Raw genomic sequence first — 19032 nt, forward strand, 5'->3', positions numbered from 1 at the left:
TCCATGTCCGACGGATACAACTACATCGGCGGGCGCCGCAGCGGCCTGGGCGTGGTGTTGCTGAGCAGCATCGATGCCCAAAGCGGCGAGCGCCTGCCCGGGTTCTTCTACCAGGCCACCGACGCGGAAGTGGATGCCGCAGCACAGGCGGCGGCCACGGCTTACCCGGTTTACCGCGCCCTGGCGCCTGAGCGGCGGGCGTGCTTCCTGGAGGCCATCGCCGACGAGCTGGACGCTCTGGGGAGCGACTTCATCGCCCTGGTCGGGCGCGAGACCGCCTTGCCGGCACCGCGTATCAATGGTGAGCGCGGGCGCACCAGCGGGCAGTTGCGCTTGTTCGCCCAGGTGCTGCGCAGGGGCGATTACCTGGGGGCGCGTATCGACCGCGCCTTGCCCCAGCGCCTGCCGCTGCCGCGCCCGGACCTGCGTCAGTGCCGCCTGGGCGTAGGCCCGGTGGCGGTGTTCGGGGCCAGCAATTTCCCGCTGGCGTTCTCCACCGCCGGCGGCGATACCGCCGCCGCGCTGGCCGCGGGTTGCCCGGTGGTGGTCAAGGCCCACAGCGGCCACATGGCCACGGCCCAGCAGGTGGCCGATGCCATCGAGCGCGCGGCCCGTCGTACGCAGATGCCGGCGGGTGTGTTCAACATGATCTTCGGCAGTGGCGTGGGCGAGCGCCTGGTGCGCCATCCGGCGATCCAGGCAGTGGGTTTTACCGGCTCGCTCAAGGGCGGCCGGGCCTTGTGTGACCTGGCGGCGGCGCGCGCCCAGCCGATCCCGGTGTTTGCCGAAATGAGCAGCATCAACCCGGTGCTGGTGCTGCCCGAGGCGCTGCGTCGGCGGGGTGAGGCCATCGCCCGCGAGCTGAGCGCGTCGGTCGTGCAAGGGGCAGGGCAGTTCTGCACCAACCCTGGCCTTGTGATTGGCCTGCGCTCACCCGAATTCAGCGCGTTCGTCGAGGCCTTGCGCCTGCAATTGGACGACCAGCCGGCGCAGACCATGCTCAACCCCGGCACCCTGGCCAGCTACGCGGCAGGCTTGCGCGCCCTGGCAGCGCACCCGCAGGTTCAGCGCTTGAGTGCCATCTGCCATGACGGCCCTCAGGCTTGCGCGCAATTGTTCAAGGCCGATGTGCAGTTGTTGCTGGAAGGTGACGAGCTGTTGCAGGAGGAGGTGTTCGGCCCGGCCACTGTAGTGGTGGAAGCAGCTGACCGTGAGGAACTGCACCGGGCCTTGGCCGGGCTGCGGGGTCAACTGACCGCCACCTTGATTGCTGAACCGGCCGAACTGCTCTTAGCCGGCGACCTGCTGGCACGGCTGGAGGAGAAGGTCGGACGGGTGCTGGTCAACGGTTACCCGACTGGGGTCGAGGTCAGCGACGCCATGGTTCATGGTGGCCCGTACCCGGCCACGTCGGATGCCCGTGGCACTTCGGTGGGTACTCTGGCCATCGACCGCTTCCTGCGGCCGGTGTGCTACCAGAACCTGCCCGACGCACTGCTGCCCGATGCATTGAAGAATGCCAATCCGCTGGGTATCAACCGCCTGGTGGATGGGGTGTTCAGCCGCGAGCTGTTGTAGCACCATCGGGGCAATTTCACGGGCCCTGTCCTTGTGACAGGGCCCGTGACCTATGCGCGATTCATTCACTAAGGAGCCGATCATGGATCTAGGTATCAAAGGCCGCTGGGCGATCGTCTGCGCCGCCAGCCAAGGGCTGGGCAAGGGCTGCGCCGAGGCCCTGGCGGGCGAAGGCGTCAACCTGGTGATCAATGCGCGTACCGCCACTACCCTGGAGCAGACTGCTAACGAGCTGCGTAGCCGGTTCCCGGCAATCGAGGTGGGCACGGTCGTCGGTGATGTGGCCGAGCCTGCGGTCCGCCAGGCGCTGCTCAGTGCCTGCCCGCAGGTCGATATCCTGATCAACAATGCCGGCGGCCCGCCGCCGGGGGATTTCCGTGACTGGGGCCGGGATGACTGGCTCAAGGCGCTGGACGCCAACATGCTCACGCCCATCGAACTGATCAAGGCCGTGGTGGATGGCATGGCAGAGCGTGGCTTTGGCCGGGTGGTGAACATTACCTCCGGCGCGGTCAAGGCGCCGATCGACATCCTGGGCCTGTCCAATGGTGCACGTAGCGGCCTGACCGGCTTCATCGCCGGGCTTGCCCGCCAGCAGCGCCTGGCCGGGCGCAATGTGACCTTGAACAACTTGTTGCCAGGCGCGTTCGACACGGCACGCCTGCACAAGACCCTGCAGGCTGCGAGCCAGGCAAGCGGCGACCTGCAGGCGACGACTCAGGCACGCCGCCAGGCGATACCGGCGGCGCGGTTCGGCAATGCCGAAGAGTTTGGGGCGTATTGTGCGTTCCTCTGCAGTGCCCTTGGGGGCTATATCACCGGGCAGAACCTGCTGATCGATGGCGGGGCCTATCCAGGGACCTTCTGAGCAACAGCATCCGGGTGCACGGCAAGCGATCAATCCAGCCGCGTCACCCACTTGCCGGACGCGCTGCCGTCCTTGAGCTGGCGCAACGCCTGCGGCAGCGCTTCGAAGGCAAAGTCCCGGCGCTCCGGCGCCAGTAGCCGCCCCTCGGCGACCATTTGCAGCAAATGCTCCCCTGCGACCTTCAACGCCTGGCGATCAAGCAATCGGCCATGGGCATGGATGCTGTTGAGGGCTATTTCATGCAGTGAGATTGCGGTGCTGAAGGCGGCCAGCGGCGCGATTTCCTGGCGATCCTGGATGCACACCAGGTGGCCGTTGTAACCCAACAGGTGGGCCAGGCTTGCGGCATGCACACCGCTGACGGTGTCGAACAGCGCGTGCAGCGGGCGCTCGCCGAGGGCGGCTTGCAAGTGTGCCTGCCAGTCGCCGGCGCGGTAGTCGAATACCTCGATCACGCCAATTTGCTTGAGGCGGGCATGATGTTTTTCGCCAGCAGTGGCCCACACCCGCAGACCGCGCTGCACGGCGAGCTGGGCGAGGTAGAAGCCGACTGCGCCGCCCGCACCGACCACCAGTACATCGCCGGACGCACCGTTGGCGACCTTGGCCAGCGCTTGCCAGGCGGTCAGCGCGGGGCAAGGCACCGCGGCAGCGGCGCTGGCTTCGAGGTTGCCCGGGACCTGCATCACCAGATCGGCGTCGAGCAGGCAGTACTCGGCGAAGCTGCCATCGCGGGACAGCGACTGGTGATAGACGATGCGTGTCCCCAGTGGCAGGTCGACGCCTTCACCGACCGCGGCGACGATGCCGGCACCATCCACGCCCGGTACGGTGCCCTGGCGCCAGTCGGCATGGCCCCATTCACAGATTTTCCAGTCCACCGGGTTGAGGGCGATGGCGCGGTTGGCCACCAGCACTTGGCCAGGGCCGGGTTGCGGCAGGGGTTTGTCGATGAGCTGCAGACCGTCCAGGCCGGCGTCCGGGGTCCAGCCCCAGGCTCGATAGGTGTTGCGCATAAGGATTCCTCGTAAGAGTAGGAGGGCAGGGGTAGCCATCAATGACAAAGGGCCGCTGTGCGGCCCTTGTGTTCAAGCAAGCTGGATTCAGATTGCGAGGCTATCGACCACACCGCCGTCGACTCGCAGCGCGGCGCCGGTAGTGGCGGAGGAGTAGGGGGACGCAAGGTAGACCACCAGGTGGGCGACTTCGTCGACCTCGGCGGCGCGCTGGATGATCGAGCTCGGACGGGCGCTGCGCACGAAATGGTCAGCCTCTTCGCGGATGCTGCGGCCGGAGGCCTTGGCAGCGTCGGCCACCAGGTTGGCGACGCCGTCGGTCAGGGTTGGGCCGGGCAGTACTGCGTTGACAGTGACGCCGGTACCTGCCAGGCGCTTGGCCAGGCCGTGAGAGACGGCGAGGTTGGCGGCCTTTGTCACGCCGTAATTGATCATGTCGGCCGGAATGGCAATGCCGGACTCGGACGAGATGAACAGGATCCGCCCCCAGCCTTTTTCGACCATGGCCGGTGCGTAGTGGCGAGCCAGGCGCACACCGGACAGCACGTTGGTTTCGTAGAAACGGGCCCACTCGCTGTCGGCTACCTCGAAGAAGTCGACGTCATCGTAGATACCCAGGTTGTTGACCAGAATGTCGGCACTTGGATGGGCGTCGATCAGGGTCTGGGCGCCTTCGGCGCTGCCCAGGTCAGCAACGACACCGTGGACCTGACCACGCCCGCCTTGGGCGCGCAGTTCGGTGAGGGCGGCATCCACCGATTTCTGGCTACGGCCGGCGATGACGACGTCGGCATGGGCACGGGCCAGGCCGCGAGCGATGGCCAGGCCAATACCGCCGGTCGAGCCGCTGATGATGGCGGTGCGTCCGCCGAGGTCGATGTTCATGGAATGGCTCCTGTGGGTGAGTTGCATCGATGAGGCCATGCTAGTGAGGCGCTAAAAGACTGTAAAAGACATAATCCGACTGGGTTCAGACCTTTTGGGTCTGTTCGGCCAGTGCCAACACCTGCTCGCGGAAAACCCCCACGATCGGCCGCAGGTCCACCTGGTGCCAGGCCGCCCACAGCCGCACGCAGGGCCTGAACCAGTCCAGCTGGCGCAATACCACGGTAGGGCCCGCGCTGGCCGCCAGGCTGCTCTGCACCATGGCCAGGCCCAGCCCTGCGGACACCAATCCGAGCACACTCAGCGGGTCGGTAGCCTCCAGCGACAGGCGTGGGGTGAAGCCGGCATCGGCGCAGCGGGCGATGAAGTCATCGCGCTTGTTGACCTGGTCGGGCTGGCCGCCCGTGATGATCCACTCCTGTTCATGCAGGTCGGCGGGGGTGAGTTCGGTCTGGGTCGCCAGTGGGTGCTCGGCGGGAATCGCCAGCAGCATGGGGTCGTCCAGCACGGGCAGGGCAAGCAGATCGGGATCGTTGTCGGGCGCGGGCTCGCAGACCAGGGCGATGTCCAGGCTGCGTTGACGCAGGCCTTCGAACTGCTCGCCCGGTGTCATGTTGTAGAGGGCGATGTGGATCCGCGGACGACTGCCACGGATGGCCCGCACAGCGCCGGGCAGCACGCCGGCATGGATGGCGTGGTTGACGTAGCCGATACACAGGCCGCCTTCCTCGCCGCGGCCCAGGCGTTTACCCAGCGACTCCAGACGTTCTGCGTGCTTGAGCAGGCCACGGGTTTCGGCCAGGAAGGTGCGCCCGTCAGTGGTGAGGAACAGCCGTTGGTTGCGTCGCTCGAACAGAGCCAGACCGAGGTGGTCCTCGAGCTGGGCGATCTGCCGGCTCAGCGGGGATTGGGAAATGTGTAACTGCTCCGCCGCGCGGCCGACGTTTTCACATTCGGCGACGGCGACGAAGTAGCGCAACTGACGTAGATCTTGCATGGGACCTCCAGGGGACTGCTCCACGTTTTACGAGGGCGGTCCCGATTTGGCCAGCCTCAGTGCACGCCAGGTGATGTTACGCAGCCTCGCCGATGGTGTTGGCAGTGGCCTTGCCGCGCCCGCCAAGCCACACCAGCATCAGCCCGCCCGCTGCCAGCAGGCCGCCGGCTACCGGTATTGCAGCATAGCCAAGCTCCAGGCTGATGACGCCACCACCCAGCGCCGCGCCCACCGCGTTGCCGAGGTTGAACGCGCCGACGTTGATCGAAGAAGCAAGGCCCGGCGCCTCGGCAGCGGCGGTCATCACGCGCATCTGCAGTGGCGGCACCACGGCGAAGGTGAACACGCCCCATACCAGCAAGGCCAGGGCGGCGCCGAGGTGGCTGCCCAGTACCAGTGGCATCAGCAGCATGATCAAGGCCAGAGCGCCGAGGAAGATCCGTGCCGAGCCGTCCAGCGACCAGTCGGCCAGGCGACCGCCCAGGCTGTTGCCGAGGGTGAAACCTACGCCGATCAGCACAAGGCCGAGCGTGATGAAGCTGTCCGAGGCGCCGGTCAGTTCGGCCAGCACGGGGGCTACGTAGGTGTAGAGGGTAAACATCGCACCGGCGCCGAGCACGGTGGTGGCCATTGCCAGCAGAACCTTTGGCCGGGCGATCACGGCGAGTTCGCGGCGCACATCGGGCACGCTGCCACGCTCGCCCTTGGGCAAGGCATACCACAAGGCGGCCATGGCGAGGATGCCGAGCAGCGCGGTGCCGGCGAAGGCCAGGCGCCAGCCGACCTGTTGGCCGATCCAGGTGGCGGCGGGCACGCCACCGATGTTGGCGATGGTCAGGCCCATGAACATGGTGGCGATGGCGCTGGCCTGTTTCTCACGTGGCACTACGCTGGCAGCCACCACCGCACCCAGGCCGAAAAAGGCACCGTGGTTGAGGCTGGTGATCAGGCGCGAGGCGAGCAGGGTGCCGTAGCCCGGCGCCAGGGCCGAGAGCAGGTTGCCGAGGGTGAAGATGGCCATCAGCGCGATCAGTGCACCGCGCTTGCCGAAGCGGCTGAACAGCAGGGTCATGATCGGGGCGCCCAGCATCACGCCAATGGCATAGGCCGTCACCAGCATGCCGGCGCTGGGGATGCTGACGTCCATGCCTTGGGCAATCACCGGCAGCAGGCCCATGGGGGTGAACTCGGTAGTGCCGATGCCGAAGGCGCCGATGGCCAGGGCGGTCAAGACGTGCCCGGGTTTCATTGCGCGGACTCCTGTGCGGCGAGCTTTATCAGCGGGCCTTGCATCCGGTGGTGGGTGAGGGCGGTGGCAGTGAAGAAGGTTTGGGAATGGGTGGGTAATGGGGACTGATCATGCAGGCTCATCGGATGGCCTCCGGCTGGCGTGTGGTGGGATCGCTTAGTGGGCGCAGTATCTCCACCTTGTGCGGATGGATTAAGTCATGACTGCGCCAATCACTTTTGACTTGAAGTCACGGATCAAGAGAGGCAAGCCCGCAGCGAGAGAGTCCGCAGCGGGCAGGGATCTTGGTGGTAGAGCGATCAGTGAATCGCAACCGGATTGATGTTGACTTGAGTGGAGCCAACATAAAGCGGTTGGCCGAGTACAAACAGGAACTCCCAAACCTTGTCGTGCACCAATGCACGGCTGTCGATCAGTTCCAGGTTGTAGATACCGCGCTTGGCGAGCATGTACTGGTTGACCGGGAACTCGTCCTGGCCATGCGGGTTCGGATAAACCTCCGAGGCCCAGGTGTCGCCGCCAAAAGCGACGATGCCCTGGTCTGCGAGCCACTGCGCCGCTTCCATGCCGATGCCGGGTTCCACTTCCAGGAACTGCTTGTTGTCCTTGCCGATCAGTTCCAGCTAACCGGTATTGAACAGCACTACATCGCCCTTGCGCAGGGTCAGGCCTTGCTTCTTCAACACAGCCTGGATGTCGGCCACGCTGAACTCGGTGCCACCGGGCACGATGGCCTTGTTGTAATAAGCGGCCATGTCCAGCACCACGCCACGGGTCACGATCGGCGGCACTTTCTCGACCCCGAGTTTGGTGACGCCATCGACAGTCACAAAGTCGGCCGCTTTGTTGCCGTTGTAGTACAGGTTGTCGATGCCGATATGGCCAATCCCGTTGAGCTGAGTGCCAACGCCAGTCCAGGCGTTTACCAGTTCATCGTTGAAGGTGAACTTGTTCGGGCCCAGTGATTTCCCGGCTTGCTGCCCGACCTGCACGTTGTACAGACGGAAGCTGCGATGGCGGAATGCAGGAAGGTTCTTGTCCACGGGTACGGCCAATGGGTATGTCTTGCCCGTCTTGACCAGACCGACCGCCTGTTTGACCACGTCCGGGGTCAACAAGTTGGCAGCGCCGATCTCATCGTTTTGGCCGTAGGCAGAAGGGTACCAATCGGCTGCGGAGGCGGCCTGCATGGCAAGTGGTAGCAAGGCCGCCAGAGCGAATTTTGAAAAGGTTTTCATCGTGGTTCTCCAGTTGACGAAGGCCGTCAAGGCAAGTGCGAACAGTGCAAGGGGATGATGCGGTCCAGTGGACTAAGCAATGGTTCGCAGTTTGCGGCGTTTACATTTGCGAATTAAGCCCTGTAGAAGCCAAATTTATTTGCCTTGAAGTCAAGAATTCAGGCTGCGCTAGAAGAGATGCTCCAGACAGTAGTTATCAACGGAGTATTTTCCTGGGGAGAGGGTAGGAGAGGGGCGAGATGCCTTAGGTCTGGACTTGTACAATTCTATATAGAGTGATTTCGAGCACTGATTTCGCATCTTCGAGATTGTTCGCCGCCATCTGCCCACTGCAATAAATAATGAAAATCCAGGTATGGTCGCTATCGAATATTGAGGGATCAAGGCAACTTTCTTGACAAGAAATATATATAACTCAACTAAATAAACATTTAGTTGAGTTATATTAAGTGGCGTTCGAAGCATCGGGGAAGGCGGCCTTCAAGTGGCTTTCCAGCCAGCCCATGAACCATTGCGCATCGGCCGACGGCGGCTGGCCAGGGGTCAGTACCTGGTAGCTTTCAAGCGGTGCTGCCTGCGGCACGCAGCGTACCAGGCTGCCATCCTGCAGCTCACGACCGACCAGCACCTCGGTGGCCAGTGCGATGCCTTGGCCGTGCTGCGCCAGGTTGAGCACCACATCGTTGCTCACGTGCGAAGTGTCCGCGTGCACCCGCACACGCAGGCCGTTGGCAGCAAACCAGCTGTTCCACCAGGTACCGTCGTCGACATGGATCAACGGGCATGCGGGCAAGTTCGCGGCGTCCAGGCCAGCTGGCAGCCGGGCCAGCAAACCCGGTGAGCAAACCGGAAAAACCTGCGGGCGAATCAGCACCTGGTGCACCCCGGACAACTCGCCAGGCAAGCCATAGGCAATGCCCAGGTCAGCCTGGCGAGCGTCCACCGAGGTGAAGCGGGCATTCGGCTCGATGGCGATTTTCACGCCTGGGCGCAAGCTGCGCAGCTCTTCGATACGGGGTGTAAGCCAGCGCGAAGCGAACGCCGGCACGCAAAGGATACGCAGCCAGCGCTCGTCGTCACGCCGGGCCAGGCGCGCACCGGCGTCGGCGAGTATCTGCAATGCTTCGGCTGCCGCCTGGTAGTAGTGCGCACCTTGCTGGGTAAGGCTCACGCCCCGTGGCGAACGCTCGAGCAAGCGCACGCCCAGCCAGCCCTCGAGGTTTTTCACGTGGCGGCCGATCGCCGGCTGGGTCACATGCAGTGCTTGCGAGGCAGCCACATAACTGCCCAGGCGGGCCGCAGCCTCGAAGGCGCGCACGGCGTTAAGCGGGGGCAGGCGTTGCAGGGACATGGGCACCTCGGGTGTTATTTTTTGTAATAGTGAAGGCAAATTTATTGTGCTTTTACCCCAGGCTCAAGTTGTAGACACTCAAAACCGCGTAATTCCGCGCTTTTGAAGGAGCCCCTGATGCGGCCAACAACAATAAAGAAGTCCTTCACCGGCCTGTCCGTACTGGCCCTGGCGTTGCTGGCAGGTGCCGCGCAAGCAGCCGACAGCAAGGGCCCGTGTGGCGTGCCAGGCCTTGAGCGCTGCCCGGAGCCGTTCGACAAGGTGCTGCCTGCGCCCAAGGACATGCTGACCTGGGACCAGGCCACACGGGTGGTGGGCTTTCGCAATACCTACCGGCTGTACGCCGGCGATGTGTTCAGCAGCCACGGCGCCAAGCCATACCCGCTGGCCGAGGCCGAGCACAAACTGAGCGACATCCAGTACACACTCGAAGGCAAGCAGCACAACCTGGCCGATTACCTGGCCAACCAGAGCGTCACCGGTTTGTTGGTGCTCAAGGACGGTAAAGTCGCCTACGAGCATTACGCCCAGGGCAACACCGCGCAAACCTTGTGGACCTCGCGTTCGGTGGCCAAGTCGGTGGTTAGCGTGCTGGTGGGCGTGGCGCTTAAAGAAGGCAAGATCAAGTCCCTGGACGACAAAGTCAGCGCCTATGTGCCGGAACTCAAGGGCTCCGAGTGGCAGGACGTAACCCTGCATCAACTCATGCAGCACACCTCGGGCGTGCAGTGGGATGAAAACTACGCCTCCAAGGACTCCGATTTCTCCCACATGACCCAGTGCGAAGCCAGGCCAGACCCTTATGACTGCGTGCTGCAGCTGGTGCGTTCGGTCACGCGCAAACCGGGCGTCAAGCCCGGTGAGGTATGGTCGTACAACACTGGCGGCGCCTGGCTGGTGGGCCGCGTGCTGGAAAACGCCACCGGCATGACCCTGGCCAAGTACCTGGAAAGCCGCATCTGGAGCCGTTACGCCATGCAGCAGGATGGCGTATGGCACGCACTGGTGCCCGGCAAGGTCGACATGGGCGGACATGGTTTCAACGCCACGCTGCGTGACTGGGGCCGCTTCGGCCAGTTCGTGTTGAGCGGCGGCCAGTTGCCCGACGGTGAGAAACTGCTCCCGGACGACTGGATTGCGCGCTCGACGCATTGGACCCAAGCCAAAGGCTCGGTAACCGCCGCAGCGCCCAACGGCCAGTACGGCTATCAATGGTGGTACAACGCGCCGGCAGCGAATGCCGACAGCGCACCGAAGCGCACGGCAACCAGCGACAAGACGTTCTGGGCACTGGGAATCTTCGGGCAGACGATTGCGATCAATCCGGCCGAGAATCTGGTGGTGGTGCAATGGTCGACGTGGAAGAACGCAGAGACACCGAGTTCGCTGTATGACGAACAGGCTGTGTTCGTAAATGCGGTGAGCGAGGCGCTGGATCGGTAAAAAGCCTTGGGCGTGGTTTCGATTCTGGTGGGAACCGGAGCCACGCTGCAATGCCAAAATGCGCATAATGTATATTATGTTAAATTGTGTATTTGTAATGCTGCTGCCCAACTGTCACCAGCCCCCGAAAACCAGACTTTGCCTCGATTGACCATACAACCCTCGAATCAAGCCGTTATGCTCCATCCCTTCAGTCTCTTCTCAGCTTCACAGCCCCGGCATCCCTGAGTGCTCGGTTTGAAAATCATAATTCTGCAACCAGAAATCCTGTCTCAAATTCCATCGTCTAGTCCAATCATCGCTCTCGGTTTACGACTGAGACTGCGCTGAACTGCACCGAGCTGACAATTGATCAAGTTTAAGCATCTCCAACCATGCCTGTGCTCTGCTCGACGATCGGCACAATTGTGTAATCCAGCGTCCAAGCCGATTCACAATCAATCCTCACGGCTCAGGCAGTCTAGAACTGAACGGCCTCCGCCAGCATCCTTTGGCGTCTACAATGTCTTTTCATGATTTGGCACTCCACAGCCTAGTCCCCAGCGTCGGCTCACCTTGGGCCAAGCTCGGGTGCCAGCAAGCAGCTCAATGCCGGCGGTCTTATCACGCTGCGTCCTAGAGACCTCAGTGCGTCTATTGGCCACCGCTATGTTTTTCAAAACTCGAAGACCTGCCTAGCACTAGTCGCTCCACCAGCGCCTGAGGAGCTTTAAGTCATGATGAAATCAGCGCGGACATCGATTAAGAATCCAGCGGGCAAATCACACCCAAAGCCGGCGCCTAGCGCACCGCACGATTCACCAGCGAAGGCGGCGGATAATTCAGCGAAACCGATGGACTCCTTCGTGCCGTACCCTTTGTTCCCGCCATTTGTGCTGCTGGTTGACCATCAAGGCTTGGAGAGCCCAATTAATAACGACGTCCGCACGCGGCTCGATACCCTAGACCCCGCACTGAAGGCATTTCAAACGTGGCGCTTCGGGATCGACTTCCTGGCCAAGCAGTCCCAACGGCCGGAATTCACTCCAAGGCACTACAAGATGGTATGCCCAGTGCTCGAGACGATGATGCATTGGAGCTGGTCGATTCGGCACAAGTCGCTCCCGGAATGGCAAGAAACGGATGCCAGGAAGTTCATGCACTTCGTCATGCGCCTACCCATGTCGTGGATCTCTAGGACTGGTGGGACACGTTACCTGCTCAGCAAAGCAGTGTTCGCGGTTAAGCCAATTAATGATAATTGGCGCCCGATAGTCAGAAAGCAGCTCTCAGGCGATTCCGCCCCAACCGATTCCATCTCGTCGCCAGCCTCTACACCAGAGTCAAAATCAGATTTTGCACTCGGAACCAATCAGCACCGGCAGGTATTCATGCACGGTGGGAGGGATTTTTTCGACTACCTAGTTACCGTTACCACAACGACACAGAATCCGTTCGATGATCTAAAACCGAGAGACTTCGAGGCTCGCCTGAGGAGAATACGGACAACTTTTACGCCGGCGCAACTGGCAGATCTGATGTCAACTCCTTGGCCGAGCACGATAAGCAGTGGCAGCCGTGGCTCCTCGTCGCAGCTGTGGCCATCTACTCTGACGTCCCGATGCGCGCCAACAGCCGCCTGTACACCACCCTGGCCAGCCGGCGCATCGACTTCGCCTTCCACGACCTCACCCTGGGCCTTGAGGCTTCGCTGGCGCGCCTGGCGCAACACAACCCCGACGTGCTGGTGGCGCCGGCCACGGTGTTGCGCGGGCTGGCCCAGGCCGCTTTGGCCGGGCGCCTGGCGCTTGCCCCCAGGCACATCCTGTCGGTGGCCGAAGTGCTGGAAAGCCCCGACGCCGACCTGGTCGAGCAAGCCTTCGGCTGGCGCCCACAGCAGATCTACCAGGCCAGCGAGGGTTTTCTCGGCTACACCTGCGAGGCCGGCACGCTGCACCTGAACGAAAGCCACCTGCACATCGAACCGCAATGGCTGGACGCTGCGCGCACTCGCTTTCAGCCGATCATCACCGACTTCTCCCGGCGCACCCAACTGATCGTGCGCTACCGCCTCAACGATATCCTGCGGGTTGCCAATGCACCCTGCCGTTGTGGCCGCGCCGAGCGGGCCATCGCCGCCGTGGAAGGCCGCGCCGACGAGGTGCTCTGGCTGCCGCGCAGTGACGGCCGGCAACTGGCGCCGCTGTACCCCGATGTGCTGCGCCGCAGCCTGCTGATGCTGGGGCCGGCGCTTGAGGAGTACCAGGTTCGCCAGCACGGGCTCGACTGGCAGGTGGATGTGCTCGGCGCAGGCGACCACACCCAGCTTTGCCAACGCCTGGCCACAGCCCTGGCCGAGCTTTGCCAGGCCCATGGCCTGCGGCCGCCACGCCTGAGCTTCGGCCACTGGCAGGCGCCCCCACCTCACAGCAAGCGCCGCCGCCTGCTGATGCTGCAACTGCCCGAGGGTTTGCCATGCGTGTATTGATTCTGGGGGCGCGCGCACCGGCGTGCCTGGAGTGGGCCCGCGCCTTTGCCGAGGCCGGCTGGTCGGTCAACGTGGCAGACTCGCTGGCCCAGCCACTGAGCCGCTTCAGCCACGCGGTCGAGCACTTCGTGCGCCTGCCCGAGCCCCGCCAAGACCCCGAGGCGTGGCTTGAGGCGCTGGCCGATGTGGTGCACAAACGGCACATCGACCTGTTGCTGCCCACCTGTGAAGAGGTGTTCTACCTGGCCCACGGCCTGGAGCGCCTGCGCCCGCTGTGCCGGGTGTTCACCAGCGACTTCGCGCTGCTGCACCGCCTGCACCACAAGGGCGACTTCGCCGCCATGACCCAGGGCTGGGCGGTGGCCGCACCGCCCACCCGCGTGCTGCACGACGTCCAGGCACTGCAGGCGCTGGCCGGCGAGCGCGACAGCCTGGTGTTCAAGCCGGCCTACTCGCGCTTCGCCTCGCACACGCTGATTCGCCCGGGCGCTGCGCAGCTGGCCCGGCTCAAGCCCAGCGCCCAGGCGCCCTGGGTGGCCCAGCAGTTCGTCGCCGGGCAGGAATACTGCAGCTTCAGCGTGCTGGTGGGCGGCAAGCTTACCGCCCACGCCAGTTACCAGCCGCGCTACCGGGTCGGGCGCGGGTCGGGCATCTATTTTCACAGCTGCGCACCGGCGCCAATCGCCGCCTTCGTCGAGCAGTTCGGCCAGGCCACCGGCTACACCGGGCAAGTGGGCTTCGATTTCATCGAGGACCAGCAAGGCCGTTTCCATGTGCTCGAATGCAACCCCAGGGCCACCAGCGGCGTGCACCTGTTCGACGACCAGCGCCGGCAACTGGTGGCGGCGCTGGATGCACCCCAGGCGCCAACCCTGCACGCCACCCTGCAACCGCGCATGATCGCCCTGGCGATGCTGCTGCTGGCTGCGCCGCGGCGGGCGCTCAAGCCTGGCTTCTGGCACGACTACCGCCAGGCCCGGGATGTGATCGTGCAGGGCGCCGACCGCGGCCCGCTGACGGCCCAGGTGCTGAGCCTGGCCGAGATCATCGGCCGCGCCGCGAGCCGGCGCTGCGGCCTGCTGGCCGCCTCCACCGCCGATATCGAGTGGAACGGCCAGCCGCTCGGGGCGCCGCGCCCATGAAGCTGTTGATGCCTGAGCAATTGGCGCAACAGCCGCCCACGCCCGACGACAGCAGCGCCCGGCAGTACGTGCGCAGCTGCGCCGGTGGCGCATTGATCGGCAATGTCAGCACCGCCCTGGCGCTGCTCGATACCGGCAGCCAGCAGTTCCCGGTGAGCATCAACCACGGCAACGACCCGGCAGGCAACTGCTACGTGGTGTCGCCGCAGACCGCCTACAGCGGCTATGCCCGCGAAGAGCTGCAGCGCCTGCGCCGCCCGTGGCTGGCCTGGCCGCTCAAATACCTGACCCAAGCTGTCGACAAGCTGCTGAGCGCGGCGAAGGTAGACCGGCTGGTGCAGGTGAACAACTGGCTGCTGTCCACCAACCTGTACCCACCGGACTGGGACGGCGCCGACCTGCCGGCGATCACCGCGCTGCTGCGGCGCACCTTCCCCGACCATGGCTTTGGCTTTCGTTCGCTGAACGACTTCAGCAACCCCGCCCTGCGCCTGCGCCTGCAAAAGCTGGGCTACCTGGCCATCCCCAGCCGCCAGGTGTACCTGTTCGACGGCCGGGCCGGCGACCAGTCGGCCTTCCTGCGCCACCACAACACCCGCCTGGACGCCACCTTGCTGCGCCGCAGCCCGTATACCGTGGTGCCGGGCGAAGCCTTGGCCGACGCCGACTTCACGCGCATCGAGCAGCTTTACAACCTGCTGTACCTGGAAAAATACAGCACCCTCAACCCGCACTACAGCGCAGCCTGGCTGCAACGCGGGCACCGTGAAGGCTGGTTGCAGCTGCGCGCCCTGCGCAGCCCCGAGGGGCGCATCGACGGCGCCCTGGGCTGGTTCGCCAACAGCACGCTGCTGAGCACGCCGATCGTCGGCTACGACACCGCCCTGCCCCAGCGCGCCGGCCTGTACCGGCAGCTGACCCGGCTGTGCCTGCAAGAGGCGGTTAACCGCCGCCAGGTGCTCAACTTCAGCTCTGGCGCCGCGGCGTTCAAACGCCTGCGTGGCGGCCAGCCGCAGATCGAGTACAGCCTGGTGTACGTGGCCCACCTGCCGTTCGGCCGGCGCCTGGTGTGGCGGGTACTGGCGGTGCTGCTGCAACGCCTCGGCGTGCCCCTGATGAGGAAGCTCAAACTGTGAACATTCAAGCAGGCTGGTGGCCCGTCGCCCTGAGCCGGCAACTGCGCCGCCAGCCTCTGGCCTGCACCCTGCACGGCGTGCCGCTGGTGCTGTTCCGAGGCGCCACCGGCGCCCCTGCGGTGCTGCCCGACCGCTGCCCGCACCGCTTCGCCGCACTGAGCGCCGGCCGCGTGTGTGACGGGCAGATCCAGTGCCCCTACCACGGTTGGCGCTTCGACCCGCAAGGCCGCTTAAGCCACCTGCCCGGGCGTGAGCAGCAGGCCTGCAGCCAGCCGTTGCTGAAAGCCCTGCACAGCTGTGAAGCCCACGGGCTGGTGTGGGCGAGCCTTGACGCCGAGCCCCCGGCAGCATTGCCGGTGGCGCCCGCCGAGCAGGCCCAGGCGCTGGACCTGTTCTGGATGAGCGACCAGGTGCGCTGCACCTTGCAGGACGCCGCCGAGAACTTCCTCGACGGCTTTCACACCCCGTTCGTGCATGCCGGCTGGATTCGCCACGACCGCAAACGTCAGCGCATCAGCACCTGGGTGCACCGGCTGGAGGATGGCGTCGAGGCGCAGTACAGCGATGAAAGTACCCAGTCAGGGCTGATTTCGCGCCTGCTCGAAGGCGAGCGCGGCTTGAGCATGGGCCGTTTCCGTTTACCGGGGCTGGCCGAAATCGAGTACCGCGACCGCCAGGGGCGTCTGAACCTGCTGGTCAGCGCCTGGCTGAGCCCCGCCGCCGAGGGCGAACTGCGGCTGTTCGCGCGCATCGCCACCGCCCGTGGGCGGGCCCCGGCCTGGCTCAAGCGCGGGGTGCTGCAGGCGCTGTTCAAGGTGATCCTCAAGCAGGACCGGGCGATTCTGGAAAACCTCAGCGCCAACCGCCAGCGCTTCACCGCGCTGGCGCTGCGCCAGGCACCGCTGGACAGCCCCCAGGATTTGCTTGGGCCGTGGATCAGGCAGTTGCTCGAGCATGGCGAGCTGCAAGGGTTCGAAGAGCGGCGTGAGACGTTCTTGCTGTAACGGTGTGGCAACTTGAAGTCTGGCGCGCTCCCTGTAGGAGCGGCCTCGTGCCGCGAAAGGGCCGCAAAGCGGCCCCGGCAATCCGATCACAGCGAGCGACGTGCCAGCAAAAAACACCTGAAAAATCAGCATGTTACGCATTATCCTTTTTAAGGAATGCTGACATATGATTTCCATGCAACCCGATGTCAGGTTTCACAGCGTGAACTGCGCGACCAATTCATCCGACGACATCACATCGGCATATTCATCACCGAGTATCGCCAAGGTCAGTTCATGAACGGTTGCAGCGTCCCAGCGCTTTCCATTCGGCCCGACGACGGGCACGGCTGTCGTGGCGTCTGACGGAAGAATAATGCTGTACCCCAGTGCTTTTCCCGCACGGACGGTGGCGTCCATGCTGTTGTGAATGACAACACCCGTCAGCACCAAACGCTTTACCCGCATCTTGCCAAGCGTGGCGTCGAGCTCGGTACCGATGAATGCGCAGTTCTCCTGTTTGATAATGACCGCTTCACCCTCGATCGGAGCAACTTCTTGCTTGATGCCATTCCACGGGCCATTTACGTAATAGCTGGATGTTGGCGTCCGCTCATCGTGCTTGACGTGCACAACAGGCCAGCCTTTTGACCGCCAGAGCGCGAGCAGTCGCTGGATCACTGCCAGATACCCAGGATTGCTTTTGCCATCCCAGTTCGGGCGATCAATGGCATCTTGTACGTCAAGGATCACAAGGGGCACAGCGCTGGATTGGTCCTTCATCCGATTTCAGTTCCTTTGGCTGACGATCAGGCCGAGTGTGCTGCAACAAGGTGCCGCCAGCAATGCCCAGCACCCACGGCTCATGCTCACATCAGGCAATAAAACTCACTGACCTCTGCAACGACTTTCCCTGCGCCGTCATACAACCGTGCCTCCGGGTTCAAGGCAATCGAGCGAGCCTCGAGCACATAGCGTTGTCCCGCTGTGAAATGGCCGTAATTGATGGTCAGGTAGCATTCGCGTACCGAAGGCCCGCCCATCATGCTCATGCCGCCACCGCCGCTGGTTTCATAGTCGAACTTCACCATCAGCTCGTGGCTGCCGGGCGTAACCTGGAAAAAGCGCCCGTCTTCAAGGCGTTGCTTGTCCAGGCGCTCGGCCAGCAACACTCTGTCGTTGGGAAACGGTATAGACAAGTCGACCCAGGCCATCTCTGGGTTGGCGGTTGGCATCGGCGTCTGGCAGCCCGCAATAACACTGGCTGCGACGAGCAAGAACATCCTGCGCATGATCAGCACCTCAAGGGGCCATATGATCAGCATAGCGTCCTACAGCCATTTCTATCCCGCGCTCATTCCACCTCAGGGCTCAAAGTGCCCAGCCATGCAACCAGGGCAATAATGACGATGGCCATTGAAAGCTCGAATGCCAGGCTTCGACGCAAGGCACTCACCGCAACCGAATACTCGCCATTTCGAACCGAACGCTCCAGCAACGGGCTCAAATGAAAACGATTGAGTGCAGCCAGCGCGATCATTGCGCCAAACAACAGGGCCTTCAAAAACAGCAAAGCACCATAGGTACTGAATATGACGCCATCGATACGTGGGCCAACAATAAAGAGGTAATTGATTGCTCCAGTGAGCCCGATGACAACCACGATCACGGCGCCGACTGATTCAAAGCCAGTCAATACCCGGGCAAGAAGCCGCGCCTCATGTTCGCCTTTCAGTGATTTGCAGCGAAGCAACAACGCGAACGCCGCCAACGCCCCTAGCCAGGCGCCCGCAGCCAGCAGATGGAGAACATCGCCGATGAGCTGCCAATAGCCACGACTCCCCTCGCCCATCGCTCCATGGCCGGTCCACGCCAGGCTTGCCAGTGCAACGGCTCCGGACGCAGTGACGACCCACAGGCTGGCGGTCGCAAAGCGCTTGTATTGCGAGATGCCGACAATAGCGAAAAGCAGTGCGGCAATACGGACCTGCCAGCTCAGGCCGACATCAGTGCCCGTGAGAATCATCTGGAAAAAATGGTGATGCAGCTCCATGAAGCCCGACACACCGCTCATGGATTTCGCCAGAACACCCAGCGCGACCAGGGATAGCGCAATACCCAAGAGCGACGTGCCATACAGCAGCGACTCAAAGCGCAAGACCGTGCCCGACGCCCTCTCCTTCCCCCTCAGGCCATACAAGCCAAAAAGCGCCAAGCCAAATAGCATCATCAAGTCGAGATAAAGCGCGAAACGAATCGCGACAGTCAGCGAGTCGCCCATGGATCATTTCACTTTGAAGGAAAAACTGCCGGTAATCGGGTGAGTGTCCGAAGAAACAGCGCGCCATTCGACCTTGTAAGTGCCCGTGGTCAAGGGCGCTGCAGGCGTGATGATCATGGTCTTCGGATCACTGCCCGGCGCGACGACTGCCTGTACTCCCATGGGTGAATTTGGCATTCCCGGCATGTCGGTCATGATCAGTTTTGCCCCGGAGAACTGAGTCGTAAGTTGCTCGGAAAAGTGCAAAGCGATGGACGAAGGCGCCACGCTATCCGCACCTTCCGCCGGCGTGGATGATAGGAGCCTGGGGTGCGCCTGGGCAACGGCGCTCAGGAACAACCCGGCGGTCAGCGCAAGTGTTACAGCGGTGGCTTTATGGAAAGGCATGCAAGGCTCCT

At 63.3% G+C, this 19032-nt stretch carries 17 protein-coding genes and 1 pseudogene; 7 read left to right on the plus strand and 11 right to left on the minus strand.

What is annotated here, in order from left to right:
- Positions 1-3: 3 nt before the first annotated feature.
- Together ACQ4N9_RS04630 and ACQ4N9_RS04635 are read left to right on the plus strand one after the other, a co-directional pair.
- A complete protein-coding gene (locus ACQ4N9_RS04630) occupies positions 4-1578 on the plus strand; it encodes an aldehyde dehydrogenase (NADP(+)) (protein ID WP_390970504.1) in 1575 nt (524 codons plus the stop codon).
- Positions 1579-1660: 82 nt separating this feature from the next.
- Positions 1661-2446, plus strand: coding sequence for an SDR family oxidoreductase (locus tag ACQ4N9_RS04635; RefSeq protein ID WP_390970506.1), 786 nt, complete (start codon positions 1661-1663; stop codon positions 2444-2446).
- Between the two features lie 29 nt (positions 2447-2475).
- Here ACQ4N9_RS04635 and ACQ4N9_RS04640 read toward each other — a convergent pair whose 3' ends face one another.
- From ACQ4N9_RS04640 to ACQ4N9_RS04670, 7 genes and pseudogenes are all read right to left on the minus strand, one after another.
- A complete protein-coding gene (locus ACQ4N9_RS04640) occupies positions 2476-3462 on the minus strand; it encodes a zinc-binding dehydrogenase (RefSeq protein ID WP_390970508.1) in 987 nt (328 codons plus the stop codon).
- An 87-nt stretch (positions 3463-3549) separates the two neighbouring features.
- On the minus strand, positions 3550-4347 hold the full coding sequence (locus ACQ4N9_RS04645; RefSeq protein ID WP_390970510.1) for an SDR family NAD(P)-dependent oxidoreductase: 798 nt from the start codon (positions 4345-4347) through the stop codon (positions 3550-3552).
- A gap of 85 nt (positions 4348-4432) precedes the next feature.
- Positions 4433-5344 carry a LysR family transcriptional regulator gene (locus tag ACQ4N9_RS04650; protein WP_390970512.1) on the minus strand — a complete coding sequence of 304 codons (912 nt, stop codon included), beginning with the start codon at positions 5342-5344 and terminating at the stop codon, positions 4433-4435.
- Positions 5345-5420: 76 nt separating this feature from the next.
- Positions 5421-6593, minus strand: a complete 1173-nt coding sequence (locus tag ACQ4N9_RS04655) for an MFS transporter (RefSeq protein ID WP_390970514.1) — start codon at positions 6591-6593, stop codon at positions 5421-5423.
- On the minus strand, positions 6590-6715 hold the full coding sequence (locus ACQ4N9_RS04660; RefSeq protein ID WP_390970516.1) for a hypothetical protein: 126 nt from the start codon (positions 6713-6715) through the stop codon (positions 6590-6592). The genes ACQ4N9_RS04655 and ACQ4N9_RS04660 overlap by 4 nt, the downstream gene beginning before the upstream one ends.
- A 177-nt stretch (positions 6716-6892) precedes the next feature.
- Positions 6893-7831: pseudogene (locus ACQ4N9_RS04665) on the minus strand (cyclase family protein).
- Positions 7832-8276: 445 nt separating this feature from the next.
- Positions 8277-9182, minus strand: a complete 906-nt coding sequence (locus ACQ4N9_RS04670; RefSeq protein WP_390970518.1) for a LysR substrate-binding domain-containing protein — start codon at positions 9180-9182, stop codon at positions 8277-8279.
- 117 nt (positions 9183-9299) lie between these two features.
- Here ACQ4N9_RS04670 and ACQ4N9_RS04675 point away from each other — a divergent pair, with 117 nt between their 5' ends.
- The 5 genes from ACQ4N9_RS04675 to ACQ4N9_RS04695 all read left to right on the plus strand — a co-directional run bounded on the left by ACQ4N9_RS04675 (position 9300) and on the right by ACQ4N9_RS04695 (position 16374).
- Positions 9300-10625: a serine hydrolase domain-containing protein gene (locus tag ACQ4N9_RS04675; RefSeq protein ID WP_390970520.1), complete on the plus strand. Its 1326-nt coding sequence runs from the start codon at positions 9300-9302 to the stop codon at positions 10623-10625.
- Positions 10626-12225: 1600 nt separating this feature from the next.
- Positions 12226-13092, plus strand: a complete 867-nt coding sequence (locus ACQ4N9_RS04680; protein WP_390970522.1) for a hypothetical protein — start codon at positions 12226-12228, stop codon at positions 13090-13092.
- Positions 13080-14234: an ATP-grasp domain-containing protein gene (locus tag ACQ4N9_RS04685; protein ID WP_390970524.1), complete on the plus strand. Its 1155-nt coding sequence runs from the start codon at positions 13080-13082 to the stop codon at positions 14232-14234. The genes ACQ4N9_RS04680 and ACQ4N9_RS04685 overlap by 13 nt, the downstream gene beginning before the upstream one ends.
- On the plus strand, positions 14231-15370 hold the full coding sequence (locus tag ACQ4N9_RS04690) for a hypothetical protein (protein ID WP_390970526.1): 1140 nt from the start codon (positions 14231-14233) through the stop codon (positions 15368-15370). Before ACQ4N9_RS04685 ends, ACQ4N9_RS04690 begins: the two co-directional genes overlap by 4 nt.
- Positions 15367-16374, plus strand: coding sequence for a Rieske 2Fe-2S domain-containing protein (locus tag ACQ4N9_RS04695; RefSeq protein ID WP_390970528.1), 1008 nt, complete (start codon positions 15367-15369; stop codon positions 16372-16374). The genes ACQ4N9_RS04690 and ACQ4N9_RS04695 overlap by 4 nt, the downstream gene beginning before the upstream one ends.
- Before the next feature lie 195 nt (positions 16375-16569).
- Here the strand turns inward: ACQ4N9_RS04695 and ACQ4N9_RS04700 are convergent, their stop codons facing one another.
- From ACQ4N9_RS04700 to copC, 4 genes are all read right to left on the minus strand, one after another.
- Positions 16570-17136 (minus strand): isochorismatase family protein, encoded by a 567-nt coding sequence (locus ACQ4N9_RS04700; protein WP_390970530.1) that lies wholly within the window; start codon positions 17134-17136, stop codon positions 16570-16572.
- Positions 17137-17222: 86 nt separating this feature from the next.
- Positions 17223-17645: a hypothetical protein gene (locus ACQ4N9_RS04705; protein ID WP_390970532.1), complete on the minus strand. Its 423-nt coding sequence runs from the start codon at positions 17643-17645 to the stop codon at positions 17223-17225.
- Between the two features lie 62 nt (positions 17646-17707).
- Entirely contained in the window at positions 17708-18634 is a 927-nt protein-coding gene (gene copD, locus ACQ4N9_RS04710; protein WP_390970534.1) for a copper homeostasis membrane protein CopD, read from the minus strand.
- 3 nt (positions 18635-18637) lie between these two features.
- Positions 18638-19021 (minus strand): copper homeostasis periplasmic binding protein CopC, encoded by a 384-nt coding sequence (gene copC, locus ACQ4N9_RS04715; protein WP_390970536.1) that lies wholly within the window; start codon positions 19019-19021, stop codon positions 18638-18640.
- Positions 19022-19032: the final 11 nt, after the last annotated feature.

The organism is Pseudomonas sp. ES1, from assembly GCF_050586605.1.
GTDB classification, from domain to species: domain Bacteria; phylum Pseudomonadota; class Gammaproteobacteria; order Pseudomonadales; family Pseudomonadaceae; genus Aquipseudomonas; species Aquipseudomonas sichuanensis.

Coding starts and splice junctions, on each gene's coding strand:
- ACQ4N9_RS04630 (WP_390970504.1), top strand. CDS start 4: ATGTCCGACGGATACAACTACATCGGCGGGCGCCGCAGCGGCCTGGGC.
- ACQ4N9_RS04635 (WP_390970506.1), top strand. CDS start 1,661: ATGGATCTAGGTATCAAAGGCCGCTGGGCGATCGTCTGCGCCGCCAGC.
- ACQ4N9_RS04640 (WP_390970508.1), bottom strand. CDS start 3,462: ATGCGCAACACCTATCGAGCCTGGGGCTGGACCCCGGACGCCGGCCTG.
- ACQ4N9_RS04645 (WP_390970510.1), bottom strand. CDS start 4,347: ATGAACATCGACCTCGGCGGACGCACCGCCATCATCAGCGGCTCGACC.
- ACQ4N9_RS04650 (WP_390970512.1), bottom strand. CDS start 5,344: ATGCAAGATCTACGTCAGTTGCGCTACTTCGTCGCCGTCGCCGAATGT.
- ACQ4N9_RS04655 (WP_390970514.1), bottom strand. CDS start 6,593: ATGAAACCCGGGCACGTCTTGACCGCCCTGGCCATCGGCGCCTTCGGC.
- ACQ4N9_RS04660 (WP_390970516.1), bottom strand. CDS start 6,715: ATGAGCCTGCATGATCAGTCCCCATTACCCACCCATTCCCAAACCTTC.
- ACQ4N9_RS04670 (WP_390970518.1), bottom strand. CDS start 9,182: ATGTCCCTGCAACGCCTGCCCCCGCTTAACGCCGTGCGCGCCTTCGAG.
- ACQ4N9_RS04675 (WP_390970520.1), top strand. CDS start 9,300: ATGCGGCCAACAACAATAAAGAAGTCCTTCACCGGCCTGTCCGTACTG.
- ACQ4N9_RS04680 (WP_390970522.1), top strand. CDS start 12,226: ATGCGCGCCAACAGCCGCCTGTACACCACCCTGGCCAGCCGGCGCATC.
- ACQ4N9_RS04685 (WP_390970524.1), top strand. CDS start 13,080: ATGCGTGTATTGATTCTGGGGGCGCGCGCACCGGCGTGCCTGGAGTGG.
- ACQ4N9_RS04690 (WP_390970526.1), top strand. CDS start 14,231: ATGAAGCTGTTGATGCCTGAGCAATTGGCGCAACAGCCGCCCACGCCC.
- ACQ4N9_RS04700 (WP_390970530.1), bottom strand. CDS start 17,136: ATGAAGGACCAATCCAGCGCTGTGCCCCTTGTGATCCTTGACGTACAA.
- ACQ4N9_RS04705 (WP_390970532.1), bottom strand. CDS start 17,645: ATGCGCAGGATGTTCTTGCTCGTCGCAGCCAGTGTTATTGCGGGCTGC.
- copD (WP_390970534.1), bottom strand. CDS start 18,634: ATGGGCGACTCGCTGACTGTCGCGATTCGTTTCGCGCTTTATCTCGAC.
- copC (WP_390970536.1), bottom strand. CDS start 19,021: ATGCCTTTCCATAAAGCCACCGCTGTAACACTTGCGCTGACCGCCGGG.